Source organism: Streptomyces sp. 11x1 (assembly GCF_032598905.1).
Lineage (GTDB): Bacteria > Actinomycetota > Actinomycetes > Streptomycetales > Streptomycetaceae > Streptomyces.
The window spans coordinates 1,717,915-1,737,287 of sequence record NZ_CP122458.1 but is presented as its reverse complement, the minus strand read 5'-3'; the positions used below and the strand labels follow the sequence as shown (position 1 = coordinate 1,737,287).

The window sequence follows — 19,373 nt, the reverse complement described above, 5'->3', positions numbered from 1 at the left end:
GTTCCGGCATGGTGAGCCGGACCAATGTCATCCGCACACTGATCGCCCTCATGGCGCTGCTCTTCTGGGCGCCGGTGTCCACGGCCTCGGCGGCACCCGCCGCCCCCGCCGCCGGTGACTGCCGACCTCTCGCGTCCGGCGCCTCCGCCGCCGCCGAGCGGGCGATCGCCGCCGCCTGCGCCGAGGTCGCCGCGGGCACCTGGTACACCTGGGGCGGTGGCCACGGGGCCACACCCGGGGCCACCTACGGGCAGGTCGACCCCTCCGACCCCGCCAGCGAACACGACCCCGAGCGGCGCGGGTTCGACTGCTCCGGCCTGGTCCGGTACGCGTACGCCCAGGCCACCGGTGGCAGGGACATCCTCAACGGCGTCGCCAGCCAGCAGTTCTACACACACCGCGCCGCCGCCCGCTTCACCGCCGCCCAGGGCCTCGCCCCGCTGCTGCCCGGCGATCTCCTCGCCTACGGCAAGGACTCGACGGACATGCAGCACATCGCCATCTACCTCGGCGCGGGCAAGATGGTCGAGGCCAGGCAGTCCGGCACCAAGCTGATGGTGAGTGACGTCCGGCTGGGCAGCACCTACTTCGGCGCCGTCCGCGTCAACACCGGCGAACCCACCGGCCACATCCACCAGACGTGGGGCACCGGCGTCTGGACCAAGGCCCTGCCCAGCCTCGGGGCCGACCGCGTCTATGCCTTCCCGTACTCGACCACCATCCGCGTGTACTGCCAGAAGCACGCGGAGCTGGTCCGGGCGGAGGGCTACGAGAACGACGTCTGGTCCTACCTGCCGGACTACCGGGCCTGGGTCACCAACATCTACATCAAGGGCCCGGCCTGGCTGGCGGGCGTGCCCGACTGCAAGGACGTGCCACCCATCTCCTGACGGACTCGCGCCGGTGACCGTCGGGGGGCGGCCACCTGCGCGAGCGTCACCTGCGCCCGTACGCTGCGTCAGCGTACGGGCACGTTCTGTGGACAGTACGCACGTCTTCCCGTCACTGTGGGTGGCGTCGGGGCATGGGGGCCACAGCGCACGAAGACCGGAGGTGGCCGCGGATGACGGGCGGCGGCATGAGCAACGACTACGACGAGGCAGTGGCCGACGAGGGGACGGCGGTGGACCGCGAACCCGATCCCTCGGACAGTCTGCGGACATGGGGCGCCGTGACACAGGCGCTGCGCGAGCACGCGGGCTACAGCCGGGCGGAGTTCGCGGATCTCGTCCGCTTCTCCCGGCACACGGTGGAATCGGTGGAGCAGGGACGTCGGATGCCGGACGCGAACTACGTGCGGCGGGCCGACGAACTGCTGGGCAACACCGGGGCCTTGCGCAAGTCGTCACAGTATGTGACGCGGGGGCGGGGGGACGTGGGCCTGGCGGCCTGGTTCCGCCAGTGGGCCCGGCTGGAGCGGGTCGCGGTGAGCCTGTGCACGTACGAATGCAGGCTGGTGCCGGGCCTGTTGCAGTCACGGGACTACGCGCGGGCGGTCTTCGAGGGGACCGTCCCGGTGACCCCGGACGACCGGCTGGACAGCTTCATGGACCGCCGGATGGAGTGTCAGCGGATGCTGTTCGAGCGGCCGACGACACCGTTCAGCTTCATCGTCGAGGAGCATGTGTTCCGGCGGCGGTTCGGCGACGACGTGCGGATGCGGGGGATGCTCGACCATGTGCTGGAGCTGAGCACGCCCCGCAATGTGACGCTCCAGATCGTGCCGTTGGAGGCCGGGTTGCACGCGTGCCTCGACGGGCCCGTGCAGTTGTTGGAGACGCCGCAGGGGCAGCGGCTCGCGTACTCCGAGGGACAGCAGAACGGCCGTCTGATCTCCGACTCGAAAGAGGTGAGCCTGCTCCACCAGCGCTATGACACACTGCGCTCGCAGGCCCTGAATGCCAAGGATTCCCGGGCGCTGCTGGAGCGACTCCGAGGGGAACTGGACCTATGAGCACGACGGAACTGGCGTGGTTCAAGTCAAGCTACAGCGGCAGCCAGGGTGACAGTTGCGTCGAAGTCGCCGTCACCGGACAGGCCGTGTGCGTACGTGACTCCAAGGACGTGACCCAGCCGCACTTCGCGGTCGGACGGGCGGGATGGTCGCGGTTCGTGGGGTTCGTGGGACACGAGGGGCACGAGGGACGCCAGGGACACCGACAGGCGGACCTCACCGCGTACTCCGCCTAGTCCGCGTGGTCCACGGCGGTGGGCGCCTCCCGTTCGGGGCGCCCACCGGCCGCGCCGGTTGCCGGTCGCGAAAATGGACCACCACAGGAAGATTTCAGCCCACTACAGGGCGGGGGGTGGTCCGTAGGTTCGTCGTATGCCTACCAGCAAGCACCTCCTGACCTCGGTTCAGGTGGCCCGCTTCGTCGCGCAGGGATTCCTGCGCCTGGACGGGGTGGTGCCGCCGGACATCAACGAACGGGCCGTCGCCGCGCTGGCCGAGGGCCTGCCGGGAGTGCCGTACGGCACCCCGCTGAGCGCGGCGTTCCCGCCCGACACCTTCGTCCACGCGCTGCTCGAACTGCCGGTCGTCGCCGGTGCCGTGGAGAGTCTGGTCGGACCCGGACCGACCGTCGACCACCAGGCCGTGCACGTCCGCGAGCCCCACGAGGGCCACGCGCAGGACCTGCACGCGGACGCGATCATCGACGTACGGCCGGACGCGTTCGACCTCCAGCTCATGTACTACCCGCACGAGGTGACCGCCGAGATGGGCGGCACCCTCAGCGTGCCCGGCAGCCATCTGCGCCGGATCAACGAGACGGACATCGGCCGCGTCCAGAACCTGCGGGGGCAGACCCGGCTGACCTGCCCGGCCGGCACGGTCGTCCTCGTGCACCACGGCATCTGGCACGGCGGCCGCCGCAACGACTCCGCGCGCCGCCGCTTCATGTACAAGCTGCGCCTCAACCCGACCGTGCCGCAGGTGCGCCTGTGGGACACCGGCGACCTGCACGACCCGGCCGTCACGGCGGAGTTGGACACCCACTTCCCGTGGTACGAGCAGGCCACCGGCCGACTGGAGATCTACAACCGGGTCCTGCTGTGGCGGGCCCTGACCGGTGACGAGTCGTTCGACGTCGAGTACTGGGTCACGCGCGTCAGCAACCGGCCCGCCCTGAGGAGCCACGCATGAGGCAACAGGTCCTGGTCCTGTATCTGTCGACCTCGGCGCTCGACTCGCCGGTCGTGGGCTGGTCCCGGTACGACGGCACCGGCCGGACCCGTCCGACGGCGGGAGACAGCGACGAGCCGCCCTACCCGACGGGGCTCGACGCGCTGCTCGACGGGTGGCGCCTCTTCCAGGCGTCTCAGCTCCTGCCGCCCCGGTCCGGTCACGAGTACGACGTCTCTTTCCTGAAGCACGAGTTCTTCTTCGAGAAGCTGGAGGAGACCTCTTCCGGCTGACGTCGAGACCTCACCCGGCTGACGGCGAGGCCTTCCGGCTGACGTCGAGCCCGTGGCCCGGTCGCGGGGCGAGTGGACCGGGCCACGGAGTCCTGGAGCGGCGGGTCGGCGGCCGTGGTCAGTAGCCGTAGATCATCTTGTAGGCGACCTCGGGCAGGAACTGACCGGCCGAGGAGCCGGAGCCGACGCCGCAGTTGCCGTCCGACTCGCCCGGCACCTTGATCCACAGCAGCATCTCGGCGCCGCCGCCCATCTGGGTGGCGGGGCCGATGCGGCGGCCCGAGGGGTTGCACCACTGGCCGTTGGAGCCGTTGCCGTTGCGGCTGGTGTCCACGACGAACGGCTTGGTGTAGCCGTAGCGGGCACTCAGCTGGCTGTTCACCGCGTTGCCGTAGGCGGTGTTCTCGCCCGTGGTGAGGTAGTTGGAGATGTTCAGCGAGAAGCCGTGGGCCTGCCGCAGGCCCGCCTCGTGCAGCCGCTTGGCCATGGTCGCGGCGTCCGTCCAGGCGGGGTTGCCGGCGTCCATGTAGACCCAGGTGTTGGGGGCCTGGCGGTTGAACTGGGAGACGGCGCCGCTGAGCATGCTCTGGCGCTCGGCTATCTGCGCCTGGTTCATGCAGCCGTAGTCCCCGAGCGAGTCCGGCTCCAGGATCACCAGGGCCGGACGGTTGCCGATGCCACCGGCGAACTGGGAGATCCAGCTCGCGTAGGCGGACGGCGAGGAGGCGCCGCCCGCGGAGTGCCCGCCGCAGTAGTCGCGGTTGTAGACGTTGTACGCGACGAGGATGGGCAGCTTGTCCCGGCTGTCCGCGGCGCCCGTGAACGAACTCGTGGCCGTGCCGATCGAGCCGCTCCACGAGCCGAACCAGCGGGCCATCGGGGTGTTCGCGATGGAGGCGTTGATCGCGGACGCCCGGCCGTCACCGGGGTTGGCGGCGGTCCACCGCTTCGCGCTGTTGTCGGGGTCCACATAGAACCCGCTGGTCATGCTGGTCGGGTCGGCGGCATGGGCGGACGGAGCGGCGGCGAACGCGAGCGGTAGCGAGCAGAGCGCTGCCATCAGGGCGCGGAGCCTGCGGCGCATGACATCACCTCGGAATTCCTGGCAGGGAGGCGTCGCACGCTCTCGTCCAGAGCGTGCGACGCGCTGAGGAAGTGCGGTGGTTCGACGTGCCTGGAAGGTGGGAGCGCTCCCATTGGAAGCGCTCCCAGTTGCACTGAGAATCTCTGGGGTGTGGTCGGTATCGTGTGGCTGGCTGGTAGAACTGTCAAGAGTCGAGGCGTGAAACTCCCTCTGTACAGGGCGAGTTCGAGGCTCTACGGTCCCTATGGCCGGAAGCGCTCCCAGTTTTCGGCGTGTTCGGCCAGGGGGAGGGGTCCATATGGTGATGGCGGGCGATCCGCCGCGTCGGCAGCCCACGCTCGACGCCGTGGCAGAACTCGCGGGTGTCTCCCGCTCCGTGGCCTCCCGCGCCCTCAACAACGCGCCGCACGTCAGCCGGGGGAAGCGCGAGGCCGTCGAGCGGGCCGTCCGACAGCTCGGCTACGTGCCCAATCCGACGGCCCGCGCGCTGGCCACGCGGCAGACGGGAGCGGCCGCGCTGGTCGTCTCGGGAGAGGATCCGTCGATCTTCGCGGATCCCTTCTTCGCCCAGGTGATCGTGGGGGCGTCGGCCGCACTGGAGGAGGGCGACCTGCATCTGATGCTGTGCCTGGCCGCGACCGACCGGGGCCGCAGACGGGTGGAGGAACTGCTGCGCGGCAAGGGCGCCGACGGCGTCATGCTGATGGCGCTGCGCGAGAACGATCCGCTGGCTCGGATAGCCGAGGAGGCGGAGATGCCGGTGGTGTTCGGCGGCCGCCCCGTCGGTTCGGCCCCGCGCTGGTACGTGGACGTCGACAACACGGGCGGAGCGCGCGAGGCCACCGAGTACCTGCTCTCCCTGGGGCGCAACCGGGTGGCCGCGATCTGCGGGCCGCTGGACGCCGAGGTGAGCCGCGCGCGGTACCGCGGCTACCGGGACGCGATGCTGGCCGCCGGGCGCGAACCGTTCCCGCCGTACGAGGGTGACTTCACGGAGCCCGGCGGGGCCGCCGTCATGGCCGCGCTGCTGGCGGAACACCCGGATGTGGACGCGGTGTTCGCCGCCAACGACAACATGGGGGCGGGGGCGCTGCGCACCTTGCGGGGGGCGGGGCGGCCGGTTCCCGAGGATGTCGCCGTGGTCGGGTTCGACGACCTGGCCGTGGCCCGGATCGCCGATCCGCCGCTCACCACCGTCCACCAGCCGATAACGGCTCTCGGACGGGAGATGGCGCGCATGCTCGTCGCGCTCGTCAACGGGCAGGACCCCACCCCGCTGATCCTGCCCACGCGCCTGGTTCTCCGCTCCAGCGCCTGAGAAGGCGGTGCCCGGCGGAGGACCGGTCGCACTCGTGCTCGTCGCGGCTCGTGCTCATGGCGATCGTGGTCATCGCGGCTCGGACTCGTCAAGGCTTCGGAGGGGTGAGGGTCTGGGCGCACCAGATCGTCTTTCCGTCGGTGGTGTGCCGGGTGCCCCACCCCTGCGTGAGCTGGGCGACGAGCAACAGGCCCCGGCCGCCCTCGTCGAAGGCGCGGGCCCGGCGTAGATGGGGGGCGGTGTTGCTGCCGTCGGACACCTCGCAGATCAGGGAGGTGTCACGGATCAGCCGCAGCCGGATCGGTGGCTCGCCGTACCTGATGGCGTTGGTGACCAGCTCGCTGACGACCAGTTCGGTGATGAACGCCGCCTCGGCCAGACCCCACGCCTCCACCTGGTCGACGGCCGCCTGCCGGGCCTGCTGCACCTGCGCGAAGTCGGCCTCGACGTCCCAGTCGGCGACATGGTGGGGGTCCAGCGCGTGCGTGCGAGCGAGCAGCAGGGCCGCGTCGTCGGTGCGGCGATCGGGCAGGAGCATGGCGTCCATCACCGTGTCGCAGAGGGTCTCCAGTGACGTCGCGGAAGGCTTCAGGACCCTCAGCAGCTCGGCGATCCGCTGGTCCACGTCGCGTTCGCGGCTCTCCACCAGGCCGTCGGTGTACAGGGCGAGCAGACTGCCCTCGGGGAGCTCCACCTCGGTCGCCTCGAAGGGCAGCCCGCCGATGCCGAGCGGCGGCCCCGGCTGCGCGGGCACGGGCATGCTGGTGCCGTCCGGGAAGACGACCAGCGGCAGCGGATGGCCGGCGCTCGCCACCGTGAAACGGCGCGAGACCGGGTCGTAGACGGCGTACAGGCAGGTGGCCCCGGACTCGCCGGTCGGCTGGAAGTGCCCGCCGGGATGGTGGTCGCCGGCGAGGTGCAGGACCAGATCGTCCAGATGGGTGAGCAGCTCGTCCGGCGGCAGGTCCACGTCGGCGAGGGTGCGCACCGCCGTGCGCAGCCGCCCCATGCTGGCCGATGCGTGCAGGCCGTGCCCCACGACATCACCGACGACCAGGGCGACACGGGCGCCGGACAGCGGAATGACGTCGAACCAGTCACCGCCCACCTCCGAGCCGGTCCCGGCGGGCAGATAGCGGGAGGCCACCTCGACCGCCTCCTGGCTCGGCAGCCGCTGCGGCAGCAGACTGCGCTGCAGGGTCAGCGCGGTCGTGCGCTCGCGTGAGTACCGGCGGGCGTTGTCGATGGCGACGGCAGCCTTCGCGGTCAGCTCCTCGGCGAGGATCAGATCGTCGGCGGTGAAGGCCTCGGGCCGGTCCAGGCGGGAGAACACGACGACACCGAGCAGCGCGCCGCGCGCCCGCAGCGGCACGGTGATCCGGCCGGTCAGTCCGTCCTCGGCGAGCGACTCGTCGACCACCGGGTTTCCCGGCGGCCAGTGGGCCGGGTCGGCGGCGAGCCCCGGCCCGAACGCCCATTCGCCGCCCTGCCCGGACTCCGCGGTCAGCTCGACCGTGGACCTGCCGGTGGCCATACAGCGGGCGGCCACGGAACCGGCGGCGTGGCTGACCGGCTTGGGGGGCTCGGTGAGGGAGGAGTCGTCGTCCCTCGCGCTGTGCCGGGCGGCGCGGCTGAGCGTGAGGGCATCGCGGGGGCTGAACGCGGGTGGCGAGGGCGGCTCGTCCCCGCGCAGCACCTCGTCGAAGAGGTCCACGGTGACGAGGTCGACGAATCCCGGTACGGGGGTCCTGGCCAGCTCCTCGGCCGTGCCGATCACGTCGAGTGTCCGGCCGATTCCGCCGCTGGCCTCGTTGAGGAGAAGCAGGCGCTGCCGGGCCCAGTACTCGGCGCTCATGTCGAATCCCCAGTTGGCGACCGCGCGGACCTTGCCCTCGGCGTCCCGGACGGGCCAGATGCTGGTGGCCCAGGCATTGGCGTAGTCACTGCCGCGCGGGCGGAAGACGGTGATGAGACGCGTGGCCTCGCCCGTCCTCGCCACTTCGGCGAGCGCGTCGGTGTAGGGCTTGTCGTCCCGTTCGGGGAACAGCGAGCGGTCGAACTCCGGAAGCACCTCGCGGTACTTCTTGCCGAGCACCTGCTCCTCGGTGTGCGCGATCACCCGGCCGGAGGAGGCGTTGATCCACAGGAACCGCAGCTCAGGGTCGTACACACCCAGCGCGAAGGGACACTGCTCGAAGGCCCGGTCGGCGATCACCGGGCGGCGCCCCCAGCGTTGCACGGTCAGGACGTGGCCCAGCGCCCGGCTGTCGGTGCCGTGCAGGGGGTGGACCGCCACCACGGCGTCCAGCGTGGAACCGTCCCGGTGGCGGAGGGGGACGAACCCCGTGGGGTCGGGGCCGACGCCATGGTCCTCCGGGAAGCCGGGCGGTACGGGATCGGCCAGCAGCTCGGCCACCGGTTGCCCGACGGTGTCCGCCGCCGTCCAGCCCAGCAGCAGTGTGGCTCCCTCGCTCCAGCCGCTCACCACGCCGTCCGCGTCGACCACCACGGCGGCAGTGGGGGCATCCTGCTGGTCGGCCATTTCCACGCAACACGCCTCCGTCCGGACAGCCGTCCCGCCAGGGCTGGATTCCAGCGGCTGCTTTCCAGCGGCCGCCTTCCAGCGTAGATCCGCCCCCGCACTCCGGCGCTCCGACCGGTGCGGTCGGGGTCGCCGGGAGGCGGGGGCGGTGGGGTGCCGGGGCGGTGGCGGTGCGGACGCCGGGGATGCCCGGGGCCGGGTGGGGGGCGTGCCGGGCGCCCCGGTGCTGTTCAGGCCTCCTTGCGTACCTCCTCCAGCCGTACCGGGCGGCGCTCGGCCACGGACAGGGTCGCCGCCTCGGCGATCCAGCCGGCCTCCAGGGCGTCCGCGACCGTGCAGGGCGAGGTACGGGTGCCGGCGACGACCTCGGTGAACGCGGTGAGTTCGGCGCGGTAGGCACCGGCGAAGCGGTCCGTGAAGAAGGTGTGCGGGACGCCGGAGGGATGACGCCTATGGGTGCCGTCGTCGAAGGTCAGGAGCGCGGATGCCGTGTCGACGTCACCCGCCTCCTTGATGAACTGCCGCGCAGCGGTTCCCGGCGCGAGCGTGCCACCAGCGCAGAGGGAGAGGGCGGGGAGAGGCGTCCGGGGCTGTTCGAGGAGTGAGTACGTATTCACAGCGAGTATGCCCTGCCCTTGGGGGGATTTGTTGACGGCGTCAACGAACTTGGTCGTTGATGGCCGTCGAGATCGCTGTGTACGGTGGCGGGTATGGCAGATACCTCCCCGGCATCGACGAATGCGTTGGTCACCGGCGCCGAGATCGCCCGGCTCGCAGGCGTCACTCGCGCCGCCGTCTCCAATTGGAGACGGCGGTACAGCGACTTTCCCGCGCCCGCCGGTGGCGGGGTGAACAGCCCGCTCTTCGACCTGACCGAGGTGCAGGCGTGGCTGGACAAGCAGCGCAAGGTGCAGGACGTCTCGATCGAGGTCCGGCTGTGGCAGCTGCTGCGCGGGGCTTACGGCGAGGAGATGATCGGCGGGCTCGTCGATGTCGCACGGCTGATCGCCGGGGAAGCGCGCCCGAAGGATCTGCCGGAGGACGCCGTCCGGCTTGCTCGAGACCTGATCGGCAGTGGTTCCACGGCCGAGGTGGTGGACGCTCTCGCGGAGCGCTTCACCGACTCCGTGCGCCGGGCCGGTTCGGACCAGGTCACCTCCCCCCGCGTGGTCCGTGCGGTGCGTCGCTTCGCCGGTGAGGTGGCGGGTGACGCGACCCTTTTCGACCCGGCCTGCGGCATCGGCACGCTGCTGCTGGCCGTGGGGCCGGAGCGAGGGCCCCTGCGGTACGGGCAGGAGTCCGACATCCGCAGCGCGCGCTTCGCGCAGCTCCGCGCGGATCTCACCGGTCGCGAGGGCGTCGACATCGGGATCGGTGATTCCCTGCGTGACGACCTCTGGGCGGACGTCAAGGCCGACCTCGTCGTCTGCGATCCGCCGGTCGGTGACACCGACTGGGGGCGCGAGGAGCTGCTCCTCGACTCGCGGTGGGAGTTCGGCACTCCGTCGCGTGCCGAAGGCGAACTCGCCTGGCTCCAGCATGCGTACGCCCACACCGCCCCTGGCGGCCGAGTCCTCATGGTCATGCCCGCCTCGGTCGCCTACCGCAAGGCCGGCCGCCGTATCCGGGCCGAACTCGTGCGGCGCGGCATCCTCACCCAGGTCACCGCCCTCCCGCCCGGCACCGCGTCCTCGCACGCCCTCCCCGTGCACCTGTGGCACCTGCGCCGGCCACGCACGCTCGGTGACGCCGTGACCAGTGTCCGCATGGTAGACCTGACCGCGACAGAACCCGACGCGTCCCTGGAGCCGGCCTCCGGCCAGGTGGCGGACGTCCCCTTGATCGACCTGCTCGACGACACGGTGGACCTCACACCCGGCCGCCATGTGGCGGAGTCCCATCGTGACTACGCGGCGGAATACGTCGCTCTGCGGCAGGAGTTGACGGAGCAAGTGAGACTGCTGGCCGAACTGCTGCCGGTACTCACCGCGGGCGACGGACCGGGTGCGGTCGACGGGCCCTCCGTCAGTGTCGCCGACCTCGCCCGAGCCGGGCTCATCGAGTACGGCGACCCCGAGCCGGTCTCGGTCAGCGACCAGCTCGACACGGACTACCTCCAGGGCTTCCTGCGCAGCGCCGCGAACACCCGGCGCTCCACGAGCGCCAGCGGCACCTTTCGCCTCGACGGGAAGGGGGCGCGCATTCCCCAGATGGACATCGCCGAGCAACGCCGGTTCGGGGCGGCCTTCCGAGTGCTCCAGGAATTCGAGGAACGCGCCCGAAGGGTGGCTGAACTGAGCCGGGAAGCGGCGCTGCTGGCTCGGGACGGGCTGGGTAACGGGGCGCTGAAACCGGAGGACTGACGATCCACCACTGCCATGCGCGTCACGTCAGTTCGGCTGAGGTACGAACGGACTGGCGATCCCGCTCCATGACACCGACAGCGCCTCGCGGGCTCGCGTGCACGCCACGAACAGCAGGCACCGCTCCCGCAGCAGATCGGAGTCGTGCTGCAACGCGTCCACGGAGGCGGGCGTCACCTCGCGCGCGAACGGAACCGCGCTCGCCGATGCCCCGAGTACGGCGACACAGCGGAACTCCAGGCCCTTCATGGCGTGCATGGTGGCGAGCCGTACCCCGTCCACACCCGGACCCGGGTTGTCCCTGACCCGGACCACGGGCACCTCGGCCGCGGCCAGCTTGTCGTGGACCTTGTCGAGCAGCACATTGAAGCGGGCGCACACCCCGATCTCCGAGGGCCGGATGCCCTGGGCGATCCATTCCTCGATCCTCCCGACGAGCGCGGCGACCTCTGCCTGTTCGGATCCGTAGCCGTCCACGTGCGGCCTTCGGCCGTGCAGCAGCGAGCGGTAGCCGGCGAGGCTGTCGCTGCCCGCGCCGCCCAGATCGTCGACGTTCACCGGGCTGAGGATGCCGGTCGACCAGGCGAGGATCTCCTCCGTGCTGCGGTAGTTGATGCGCAGGCGATGGGTGCGTCCTGTCACCGAGATGCCCAGCGAACCGAGCGAGACCTTCGAGTCGTAGATCCGTTGGTGCGGGTCGCCCGTGATGAACAGGTCGTCACTGCCGGACGCCACCGCACCACGCAGGACACGCCACTGGGTGGGGTGCAGGTCCTGAGCCTCGTCGACCACGACGTGGTCGTGCGTGGGAGCCGAGTCGGCGAGCAGATCGGCCGCACGGGCACACACCTTCAGATACGTGGTGGCCTTCTGGACACGCAGCAGCTCCTCGAACAACTCGACGGCGGGCCACAGCTGTTCGCGTCGGGCCGCCGACAGCGCGCTGCCACGACCGCGTCGTACGGCGGCCCTGTACGCGTCCAGGGTGCGCAGATCCTGGGCGAGTACGACGTGCCGGTACTCCTGAGCCAGGAACTGCTCCGTCCATGGCAGTCCGAGCTTCTTGACGACGCGCTCCCACAACTGCCGTTCCTCTCGGTCACCGATGGGGGAGGGGGATCTGCCGTCGAGGCGGGTCACGACGCCGTGCGCGTAGGCGTTGACCGTGGTCACGTCCACTCGGCCGAGCAGCGACTCGTCGCCGTCGAGGAGCAGGGACAGGTTCTCGCGCAGGGAGGAGGCCAGCGCGTTCGTGTACGTGGTCAGCAGGAGGCGAGTGCCGGGAGAGCGGGTGAGAAGGTGCTTGACCCGGTGCAGGGCCGCGACCGTCTTGCCGGTGCCCGGGCCGCCCGTGACCTGGACCGGCCCGCCGTACGACACCCGATAGGCGACCCGGCGCTGCGAGGGGTGCAGGAAGACCCGCCAGGCCGCGAACGGCTTCTCCAGGATGTCGGCGAGTTCCTCCGGGCCGGTGACGAGCCTGATCCGGCTCGACGTGTTGGCGATGACGATGGCCAGGCTCTCGTCCGGGTCGGGGCCCGCGTCGACCGGCCGCCGCACGGCGACCACGTCCCGGTACACGTCCTCCGCGCTGAACCCCTCCGCGAGGTACTGGAGCACCTCGAACTGGTCCTCGGGCAGCAGTGTGCCGAACGCCTCCAGTTGCGGCTTGTCGACGATGGTCCGCACGGCCCTCAGGACCTGGTCGTCGATGCCGAGTTCACGCAGCACGGTGTCGGAGTACTTCGCGAACAGCAGCGAGGGTGCGGCGACCGCCGCCTTCTCCAGGGCCGGGGTCAGCTGCTCGATGGCCACGACGTTGCGGACTTCGAGCGCCCGTGTCGCGGAGTTCGTCGTGTACAGCCGCTTGGCCGCCCACGTGTACGCGTCGTCGTGGCGGACGACGTTGACGAGCAGGAACACATCGCTGCCGTCGTTCGGTGCGAGGACCACGCCCCGCCAGAAGTCGTTGATGCGGATCGTCCGCATGCGCGGGTCGCGGGCGTTCTCCACGGACTCCAGGTGCAGCCCCTTGTCCGCATGCAGTTCGGGCACGGTGAGCTGCTGGAACTTCTGCATCGCCTTGCGCACGCCGGCCCTGACGGGCTTCTCCAGGACGTCGTAGCTCTCCCAGAAGCTGTTGGCGAACGCGAGCTGCGGCACGAGGTGAACTCCCCACCCTGGACGGACACTCCGCAGTCGATCATACGCGCGGTGTGTTCACCAGCCGGAGGGCGATCCTTTCGATGTCCGTGAGGAGCCCTGCCGGTTCCTGGTCCAGGTCGAGGGCGTGCTGGTGGATGAGGATGCCCGCGTGGCGCACTTCATGGGCGGCGTGCGCGGCGTTGCCCTTCGCGTACAGCAGGTGTCCTTCGCGCAGGCCGAGAGCCGTGCAGTACGCCAGCATCTGGTACAGGTCGGCGTCCGGGTAGCCACTCCGCTTCTCCGCCTTGTACTTGGCGTCGACGACGGCGCACGGGGTTCCGCCGTCCGGCCCGTACAGCACGAAGTCCGGCTTCATCCGGATCGCGGCGGCCTTGTCGAGGTGGTGCGGGTCCTGGAACCGGGCGGTGTGACCCGAGCCGGTGGTTCGGAAGGCCTCCCGCAGGGCCACCGTCACGAAGTCCTCGAAGAGCTTGTTCATGTCGAACAGGAAGCCGTCGATGCGCAGCCCACCGGGCGTGTGCTCGGCGGAGGTGCCGTCCAGGACCGCGCGGGCGAGGCGCAGGGCGTGGTGGTACCGGGCGTTGAGGCGGGTGGGGAGCCAGTCGGGGATCGGCTGCCCGCGCACGATCGCGGTCACGTTGGCCAGGCGGGCGCGCTGGTGCGACAGCCTGCGGCGCACGTCGCGCGGTACACCGGACAGCCGGAGGAGACGCTCGACGGCCGTACGCAGGATGCGGTTCTCCGCGATGTCGGTGGTGAACTCGTCGTACGCCACCTCCACCGGAAGTGCCGCCCCGAAGCGACGCCGTATCTGCTCGGCTTCCCGGAGCCGTCCGCGTACGACGAGAGCGCTCTCCTCCGTCGCCTTGTACCCCTGCAGCAGCCCTTGCCGCAGCGCCCGGTCCACCTGCCGCTCCACCGCGTGGGCGAGCGCGGGCACCAGATCACGGTGCTCGGCGACCTCGACCTCCCCGTCCCGCCAACTCCCCTTGGGATCAAGGCTGTAGCCGAGCAGGAAGAAGAGGCGGCCGATGGGCACCTTGGGTGTGACACGCACGGTGACCGGCTCGCCGCCGCCCGGTACCGTCACGGCCACCGCCCCTACCTTGCTGCCCGCCCGCAGTGACCAGTGCCCCGGTGCGTACGGGTCGGGGGTCGCCTCCACGATGTCGGCGGCCGCGAGCGCGCGGCCGACGGGCTCGGGAAGGGCGCGGCGGACGGCCGGCGCGTGCTCCACCAGCTCTACCGGCGCCACGGGCTCGACAGGGTTCACGGTTTCCGCGGCCGACCTCACCCGAGTGACTCCCGCAGCGCGGTCAGCCCGTACCGCTTCTCGATGTCCATACCCTCCCCGTAGTGGTGCTCCTCCAGCAGTGGAAGGATCTTCGTCCGCCAGGTCCGCTCCAGGCCGCCCTCCCGGTAGACGCCCTTCTTCATCAGGTACGACGGCCCTATGCGGAAGTCGGCTTCGCCGATACGGGAGTTGAGTGCGTCGAGCAGGTCGGCCGGCTCGGTGTCCTTGCCCTCCTTGGCCAGCCAGCGGCGCAGCAGACCGCTCGTGGGCTCTGTACGCGGCGACAGCTCCACAAACGCGAACCGGCGACGCATCGCCGCGTCCACGAGGGCGATCGAGCGGTCGGCGGTGTTCATCGTCCCGATCACGAACAGGTTCGGCGGCAGTGCGAAGTCGTCGCCGGAGTACGTCAGCCGTACCGACTTGTTGCGGTACTCCAGCAGGAAGTACAGCTCGCCGAAGACCTTCGCCAGGTTGGCCCGGTTGATCTCGTCGATGATCAGGAAGTGCGGGATGTGCCGGTTGCCCTCACGGGAGGCGAGGTCGGCGAGTTCGCGCAGCGGGCCCGCGGTGAGCCGGAAGGCGACCTCTCTGGTCTGCGGGTCCTCCTGGGGCCGGAAGCCCTCGAAGAAGTCCTCGTAGGCGTACGACGGGTGGAACTGCACGAGCTTGACCTGCTCGGGCCCGCTGCCGAGGAACTCGGCGAGCTTCAGCGCCAGGTACGTCTTGCCGGTGCCCGGCGGCCCGTACAGCACCAACTGCCGCTCGTCCCACAGCAGGTCTCGCACCTCGCGCAGCCACTCGGTGTCGTGCACGAGGAGTTCGTCGGTCAGTTCGTCCGTCGGCTCGGGCAGCTCCAGCTCGCGGCGGGCGGTGAGCGCGGGAATCTCCACGCTGGGGTCCCGCTCTATGGCTTCCGCCTCCTCGACCAGCTCCTGGTCGGACCGGCCCAGTCCTTCGATATGTGCCTGTACGGAGGTGAGGTCGACGACATCGTGCTGGACGGACAGCTTCTGCTGAAGCTCTTCCGGCAGGTTGTCGTACGGGTACCCGGTCGTCTCCCACTCGACCGGTCGCCGCAGGTTGGTTCGTCCGTCGTCCGACGCGATCTGTTCCGCCTCGCCCGCGATCTCCCCCGCGTACAGCCGGCCGCCGGAGATGGTGCACACGGTGTCTCCGGGTTTCATGCGGGAGAGGAAGGCGTGCAGGTCCTCGACGAGCTGCTGCTTCTGGCTGTAGGTGGCGGTGGACTCGTAGTCCTCCTGGACCAGGGTCCGCAGCTCGTCCTTGCTGACGCCTTGCCCGACTCCCTGCCGAAGGCGGGAGGCGGCCAGCGTGACGCGGCCTTCAGGGAGCCACATCCTCTGGACCAGGTCCAGTCCGGTCACGTTCGACCCGCGTACCAGCCAGGGACGGTTCGGGCCGTGCCACACCGCCGCCATGAAGTCGGACAACGGCGCGCCGTCCTCCGTCCGCCATTCCTTCCACCCGTTGCGCGGGGCGCCGACCAGGAGGACGGCGGCGAACGACGGCGAACCGACGACCACGTCCTCGGTCAGCTCCAACCAGCCGGGCCACCGGGTCGAGGGCACGAGTACACCCCGGGCCCTCAGGTCCTCCCGGTGCTTGAACGGGGCCTTGAAGTGGGTGGCGAGTGACGGCATCACATGATCCCGGGCCGGAGAGCCGGCCCGGATCAGGAACCTCCGGCTTCCGTTCGTTCCCGTCTCGTCCAGCAGCGCACCGCGTGCCCGGCCGATGCCGTCGCCATTGGGTAGACGCAGCTGAAACTCCGGATACGTCGCGGACTCGGCCACGGACATCACTCCCCACTCGACACCGTCTGATGAGAACGATAGGCGCGACCACCGACAGACCGGTCCCCCAAGAGGACGCGGGTACTGTGCGCGCGGATCGCCTCACGGCGCCAGGGCCGCCGTCGCGCGCGAGTTCAGAGCGCTGAGCCGACCCCTCCTCCGGTCCAGCCGGGATGCGAAGGCCCTGGTCGTGCAACCGGTGGGCGATGTGCCCGGTCAGGAGCCTGCCGTCGAGCTGAGCGGGGTCGTGCCGGTTCCGGGCCGCAGGGCCGACAGAAGGCTGGTGACCTCCAGCAGACGGGTGTGGATCTCGGCGGGGGAGGGCGGCAGCTCACCGGTGCGGTAGTGGCAGGCCGCGCTCAGCGCCGACCAGGTCGTACGGCACCTGCGGGCGGTGTCGTGGCCCGCGTACCACTCCAGGCAGAGCATGCGGTGCTTGCCGACCCGCGTCATCGACGGGGTGACGCCCAGCCAGTAGGCGTCCAGGGCCTGGTCGAGGGCCATGCGGAGCAGGACGGCGGCGGCGCGGGCGCGCAGACCGGGCGTCAGCGCGCTGGGCGCCGACGCGTCGGCCGTCCCGGGGCCGGGGGACAGCAGACGGCCCGCGGCGGTCACGAGGGTCTCCGGGGACACGGTCACCGGGCACCTCCGGCGCCCCGGGCTCCGGCGCCCCGCCGAACGGCCGCCACGAGCGCCTTCGTGCGGCGCACGAGATCTTTCCGGCTGTCGACGGTCGGCAGGGGCGTGTGCGAGCCGGAGTTGAACACCGTGATCAGCGCCCAGCCGCCGGGGCAGATCCGCTCGACGGCCTCACGGGCCTGCTGCCGCTCGTCGCCCAGCAGGGCGAGGGCCACGTACGTCTTAGTGCGGTCCAGCGAGCCGATCCGCTCCTCCACCTCGCGGATGCCGAGCCCGTGCTCGTCGCGCAGCCTGCGACGTGCGGTCTCCAGGCAGGCCGCCTCCACGGCCCTGCGGCACATCGCGGGCAGCACGTGATCGGCCACGTCCTGCGGTACACCCGGGTCCAGGGAAACGGCACGGGCCTCCGTCAGCGCCTGCTCCACGGGGTCGCTCGCGGTCTCGACGCCGACCACGGAGTCGGTCCCGCGCGTGACGTGCAGGACGGTCGCCCGGATGCCGAGGTGGTCGACGGCCTGCGCGAGACGGGTGTCGTGGGTGAACACGATCACCTGCCGGTCCCGGGCACAGGCGTCGAGGACCCGGGCCAGCCCCTCGACCTTCTCGGGATCCATCGACTGCACCGGGTCGTCGATGACGAGGAACCCGAACGGGCTGTCCGCGTGCGTCGCGCGCGGCAGGAACAGAGAGAGCGCGAGGGAGTGCAGCTCCCCCTGACTCATCACGCTGTACGCAGGGGCCGTCATGTCGTCCACGGAGACGTCGAGAACAACCCTGCCGCGCCCGGGAGTTCCCGCGAGGGTGACGGATCCGAGGCTCACGCTGCTGTGCTCGCACAGCCGCTGCCACACCTCCTGGGACCGCAGGGCGAAGGGCCGCAGCCGTTCGTTGCGCAGCTCGTCGATGATCGGCCGCAGCCAGGCACGGGCCTTCCGCGCGTGCGGGAGGCGGACGCGGGCCGCCTGGGCAGCCTCCTCCACGCCCACCCACTCGGCGAGCCGCACGGCCACGGGCTGCCACGCCTCGTCGTGGTCGGAGAGCCGCCTGGTGTGGTCGTTCCGGACCTGTCGGCACGCGTCGTCCAGGGCCGCCGCCGCGCGCTCGGCGCGGTCCGCCAGCTCCCGCGGATGGGTGATGTCGCGGCACAGCGTCCAGTCCCGCCAGACCGACACGAGCGGATCGTCCTCGTCGCGCAGCCACACCGGAACCGGCTGTACGAGGTCGTGGACCGCCCGCAGGGTGGTCGCCGCGGCCTTCCGGGCGGCTTCGGCGGCGACCGCCTCCGTCTGGAGCCGCTCCACATCGGCCCGTGCCTGTTCCGCCCATGTCCGGTCGAGCCGGTTCTCACTGCCGCAGACCGGACAGTCGGTGCTTCCGGAGCGGTGGCGGTGGTCCAGTGCCGCCTCCAGCAGCCGGGCCAGACGGCGGGCGTCCTCGGCGCTGCCGTACCGGGCTTCCTCGGCGTCGTCGGCGGCCTCCCGCAGCCGCGCAACGGCTCCACCGACCTCCCGCAGGTCCGGCCCGGTGAGGCTCGCGTACCGCCGCAGCCTGGAGAGTTCAGCCTCGGCCGCCGGGGAACGGCTCTCCAGCAGCGCCCGCACCCGCACGAGGTCGGGCGTGGTCCCGGACAGTGCCGAGACGGCCTCACGGGCCTTGGGGCCGTCGATGTGGGAGAGGTCGCCGAGGAGCTTCGCGGTGAGGGTCTTCCCCGCCTTGTCCGCCTTGTCGTACTCGCTCACGGCGTCCTTGACCCGGGTGTCGAACTCGGCGAGCAGTTCGAGCCCGAGAAGCCTAAAGAAGGCGTCGTGCAGGTTGCCGAGCGTGCCGTTGATCATGGACCCGAGTTCGCTGTATGGCAGGAACGGCCTGGCCAACTCCAGCGCCCCGGCGTCGACGACCTCCTCCAGCTTCCGCTCCGAGCCGTCCTGCCTCTCGACCCGCGTCCGCGCCTCGTCGACCTTGCCCCCGTGCCAGGTCCGCTTCACGGTGACGGCCTCGGCCCCCTCACCCACGGACAGTTCGACGCAGACCTCGGGGACGACGTCGGGACTGTGGAGGTTGCGCCAGCCCTTCTGCCAGTCACCGGCCCGCCGCCCCTCCCAGCGGGAGTTGCGTCCCGTGATCGCGGTCTCGGCAGCCTCGGCGAAGCTCGACTTGCCGGACCCGTTCGCCCCTGCGACGACCACCAGGCCCGGCCCGGGCGGCAGTTCGAGCGTGGCCCGCGGACCGATACCGCGCCAGCCGGCCGCGGTGATGGACCGGAGCTGGACGGGACCGGCCCGCCCGCCGCTGTTCCCGACCTCCTCCTCCGGGAGCAGTTCGATCAGCAGCTCCCGCGCTGCCGGGGTCAGGCCGGGATCGGCGAGGCGGCTGAGGAGGAGCTCGCGAAGGGAGCCGGAGGTCGCGGGAGCAGGCTCGGGAGGCTGGTGACTCATGTTCGGTTCCTTGGTGCCGGGCGCGACGTGGGAGTGCGGCGCGGACTGATGGGTGTCATGTTGCCGTGAATGAGCATGGCAAGATTGCGTTAGCAGTGTCAACATATTCACGCGGCTCCAAAGGTTCGAATCTGTGTACGTATCTCGAACGTGTGAGCACTTGGGTCTGCGTGCTGCGCGGGAAGGGAGGTCCATCACGTCGGGACTCGCGGCGTTTCACCTCGGTGAGGGGAGCCGCACCGGCAACTCCGTGCGCGTTCGGCGCTGTTGCTGACGTTGCCCAGGAGTCGTTAGTCGG

General features: G+C 70.8%; 13 protein-coding genes and 2 pseudogenes. 7 read left to right on the top strand and 8 right to left on the bottom strand.

Annotated elements, in window-relative coordinates; translation table 11 throughout:
• The first annotated feature begins 8 nt into the window (after positions 1-8).
• The 5 genes and pseudogenes from P8T65_RS07750 to P8T65_RS07730 all read left to right on the top strand — a co-directional run bounded on the left by P8T65_RS07750 (position 9) and on the right by P8T65_RS07730 (position 3,417).
• On the top strand, positions 9-890 hold the full coding sequence (locus tag P8T65_RS07750) for a C40 family peptidase (protein WP_268269155.1): 882 nt from the start codon (positions 9-11) through the stop codon (positions 888-890).
• A 188-nt stretch (positions 891-1,078) separates the two neighbouring features.
• Entirely contained in the window at positions 1,079-1,954 is an 876-nt protein-coding gene (locus P8T65_RS07745; protein ID WP_316724615.1) for a helix-turn-helix transcriptional regulator, read from the top strand.
• Positions 1,951-2,121: pseudogene (locus tag P8T65_RS07740) on the top strand (DUF397 domain-containing protein); the annotation flags it as partial. The gene P8T65_RS07745 and the pseudogene P8T65_RS07740, both read left to right, overlap by 4 nt.
• 205 nt (positions 2,122-2,326) lie before the next feature.
• Positions 2,327-3,145, top strand: a complete 819-nt coding sequence (locus tag P8T65_RS07735; protein ID WP_316724612.1) for a phytanoyl-CoA dioxygenase family protein — start codon at positions 2,327-2,329, stop codon at positions 3,143-3,145.
• Positions 3,142-3,417 (top strand): hypothetical protein, encoded by a 276-nt coding sequence (locus tag P8T65_RS07730; RefSeq protein WP_316724611.1) that lies wholly within the window; start codon positions 3,142-3,144, stop codon positions 3,415-3,417. Before P8T65_RS07735 ends, P8T65_RS07730 begins: the two co-directional genes overlap by 4 nt.
• Before the next feature lie 118 nt (positions 3,418-3,535).
• Here the strand turns inward: P8T65_RS07730 and P8T65_RS07725 are convergent, their stop codons facing one another.
• Positions 3,536-4,501: a glycoside hydrolase family 6 protein gene (locus tag P8T65_RS07725; protein ID WP_316724610.1), complete on the bottom strand. Its 966-nt coding sequence runs from the start codon at positions 4,499-4,501 to the stop codon at positions 3,536-3,538.
• A 304-nt stretch (positions 4,502-4,805) separates the two neighbouring features.
• On the opposite strand from P8T65_RS07725, the gene P8T65_RS07720 reads away from it, so the two are divergent.
• Complete coding sequence (locus P8T65_RS07720) at positions 4,806-5,819, top strand: LacI family DNA-binding transcriptional regulator (protein ID WP_316731515.1); 1,014 nt, start codon at positions 4,806-4,808, stop codon at positions 5,817-5,819.
• An 88-nt stretch (positions 5,820-5,907) separates the two neighbouring features.
• On the opposite strand, the gene P8T65_RS07715 is transcribed toward P8T65_RS07720, so the two are convergent.
• The gene (locus tag P8T65_RS07715; protein WP_316731514.1) at positions 5,908-8,361 is read right to left on the bottom strand and encodes a SpoIIE family protein phosphatase; all 2,454 of its coding nucleotides are present in this window, start codon (positions 8,359-8,361) and stop codon (positions 5,908-5,910) included.
• Positions 8,362-8,591: 230 nt separating this feature from the next.
• Positions 8,592-8,882: pseudogene (locus P8T65_RS07710) on the bottom strand (Gfo/Idh/MocA family oxidoreductase); the annotation flags it as partial.
• A 189-nt stretch (positions 8,883-9,071) separates the two neighbouring features.
• On the opposite strand from P8T65_RS07710, the gene P8T65_RS07705 reads away from it, so the two are divergent.
• On the top strand, positions 9,072-10,724 hold the full coding sequence (locus tag P8T65_RS07705) for an N-6 DNA methylase (protein WP_316724609.1): 1,653 nt from the start codon (positions 9,072-9,074) through the stop codon (positions 10,722-10,724).
• A gap of 27 nt (positions 10,725-10,751) precedes the next feature.
• On the opposite strand, the gene P8T65_RS07700 is transcribed toward P8T65_RS07705, so the two are convergent.
• The 5 genes from P8T65_RS07700 to P8T65_RS07680 all read right to left on the bottom strand — a co-directional run bounded on the left by P8T65_RS07700 (position 10,752) and on the right by P8T65_RS07680 (position 19,075).
• Positions 10,752-12,887, bottom strand: coding sequence for a UvrD-helicase domain-containing protein (locus P8T65_RS07700; protein WP_316724608.1), 2,136 nt, complete (start codon positions 12,885-12,887; stop codon positions 10,752-10,754).
• Positions 12,888-12,927: 40 nt separating this feature from the next.
• Positions 12,928-14,163 (bottom strand): 5-methylcytosine restriction system specificity protein McrC, encoded by a 1,236-nt coding sequence (locus tag P8T65_RS07695; protein ID WP_316724607.1) that lies wholly within the window; start codon positions 14,161-14,163, stop codon positions 12,928-12,930.
• 17 nt (positions 14,164-14,180) lie between these two features.
• The gene (locus tag P8T65_RS07690; RefSeq protein WP_399098512.1) at positions 14,181-16,001 is read right to left on the bottom strand and encodes a DUF4357 domain-containing protein; all 1,821 of its coding nucleotides are present in this window, start codon (positions 15,999-16,001) and stop codon (positions 14,181-14,183) included.
• Positions 16,002-16,217: 216 nt separating this feature from the next.
• A complete protein-coding gene (locus P8T65_RS07685; RefSeq protein WP_316724605.1) occupies positions 16,218-16,640 on the bottom strand; it encodes a hypothetical protein in 423 nt (140 codons plus the stop codon).
• Complete coding sequence (locus P8T65_RS07680; protein WP_316724604.1) at positions 16,637-19,075, bottom strand: AAA family ATPase; 2,439 nt, start codon at positions 19,073-19,075, stop codon at positions 16,637-16,639. Before P8T65_RS07680 ends, P8T65_RS07685 begins: the two co-directional genes overlap by 4 nt.
• Between the last annotated feature and the right edge of the window lie 298 nt (positions 19,076-19,373).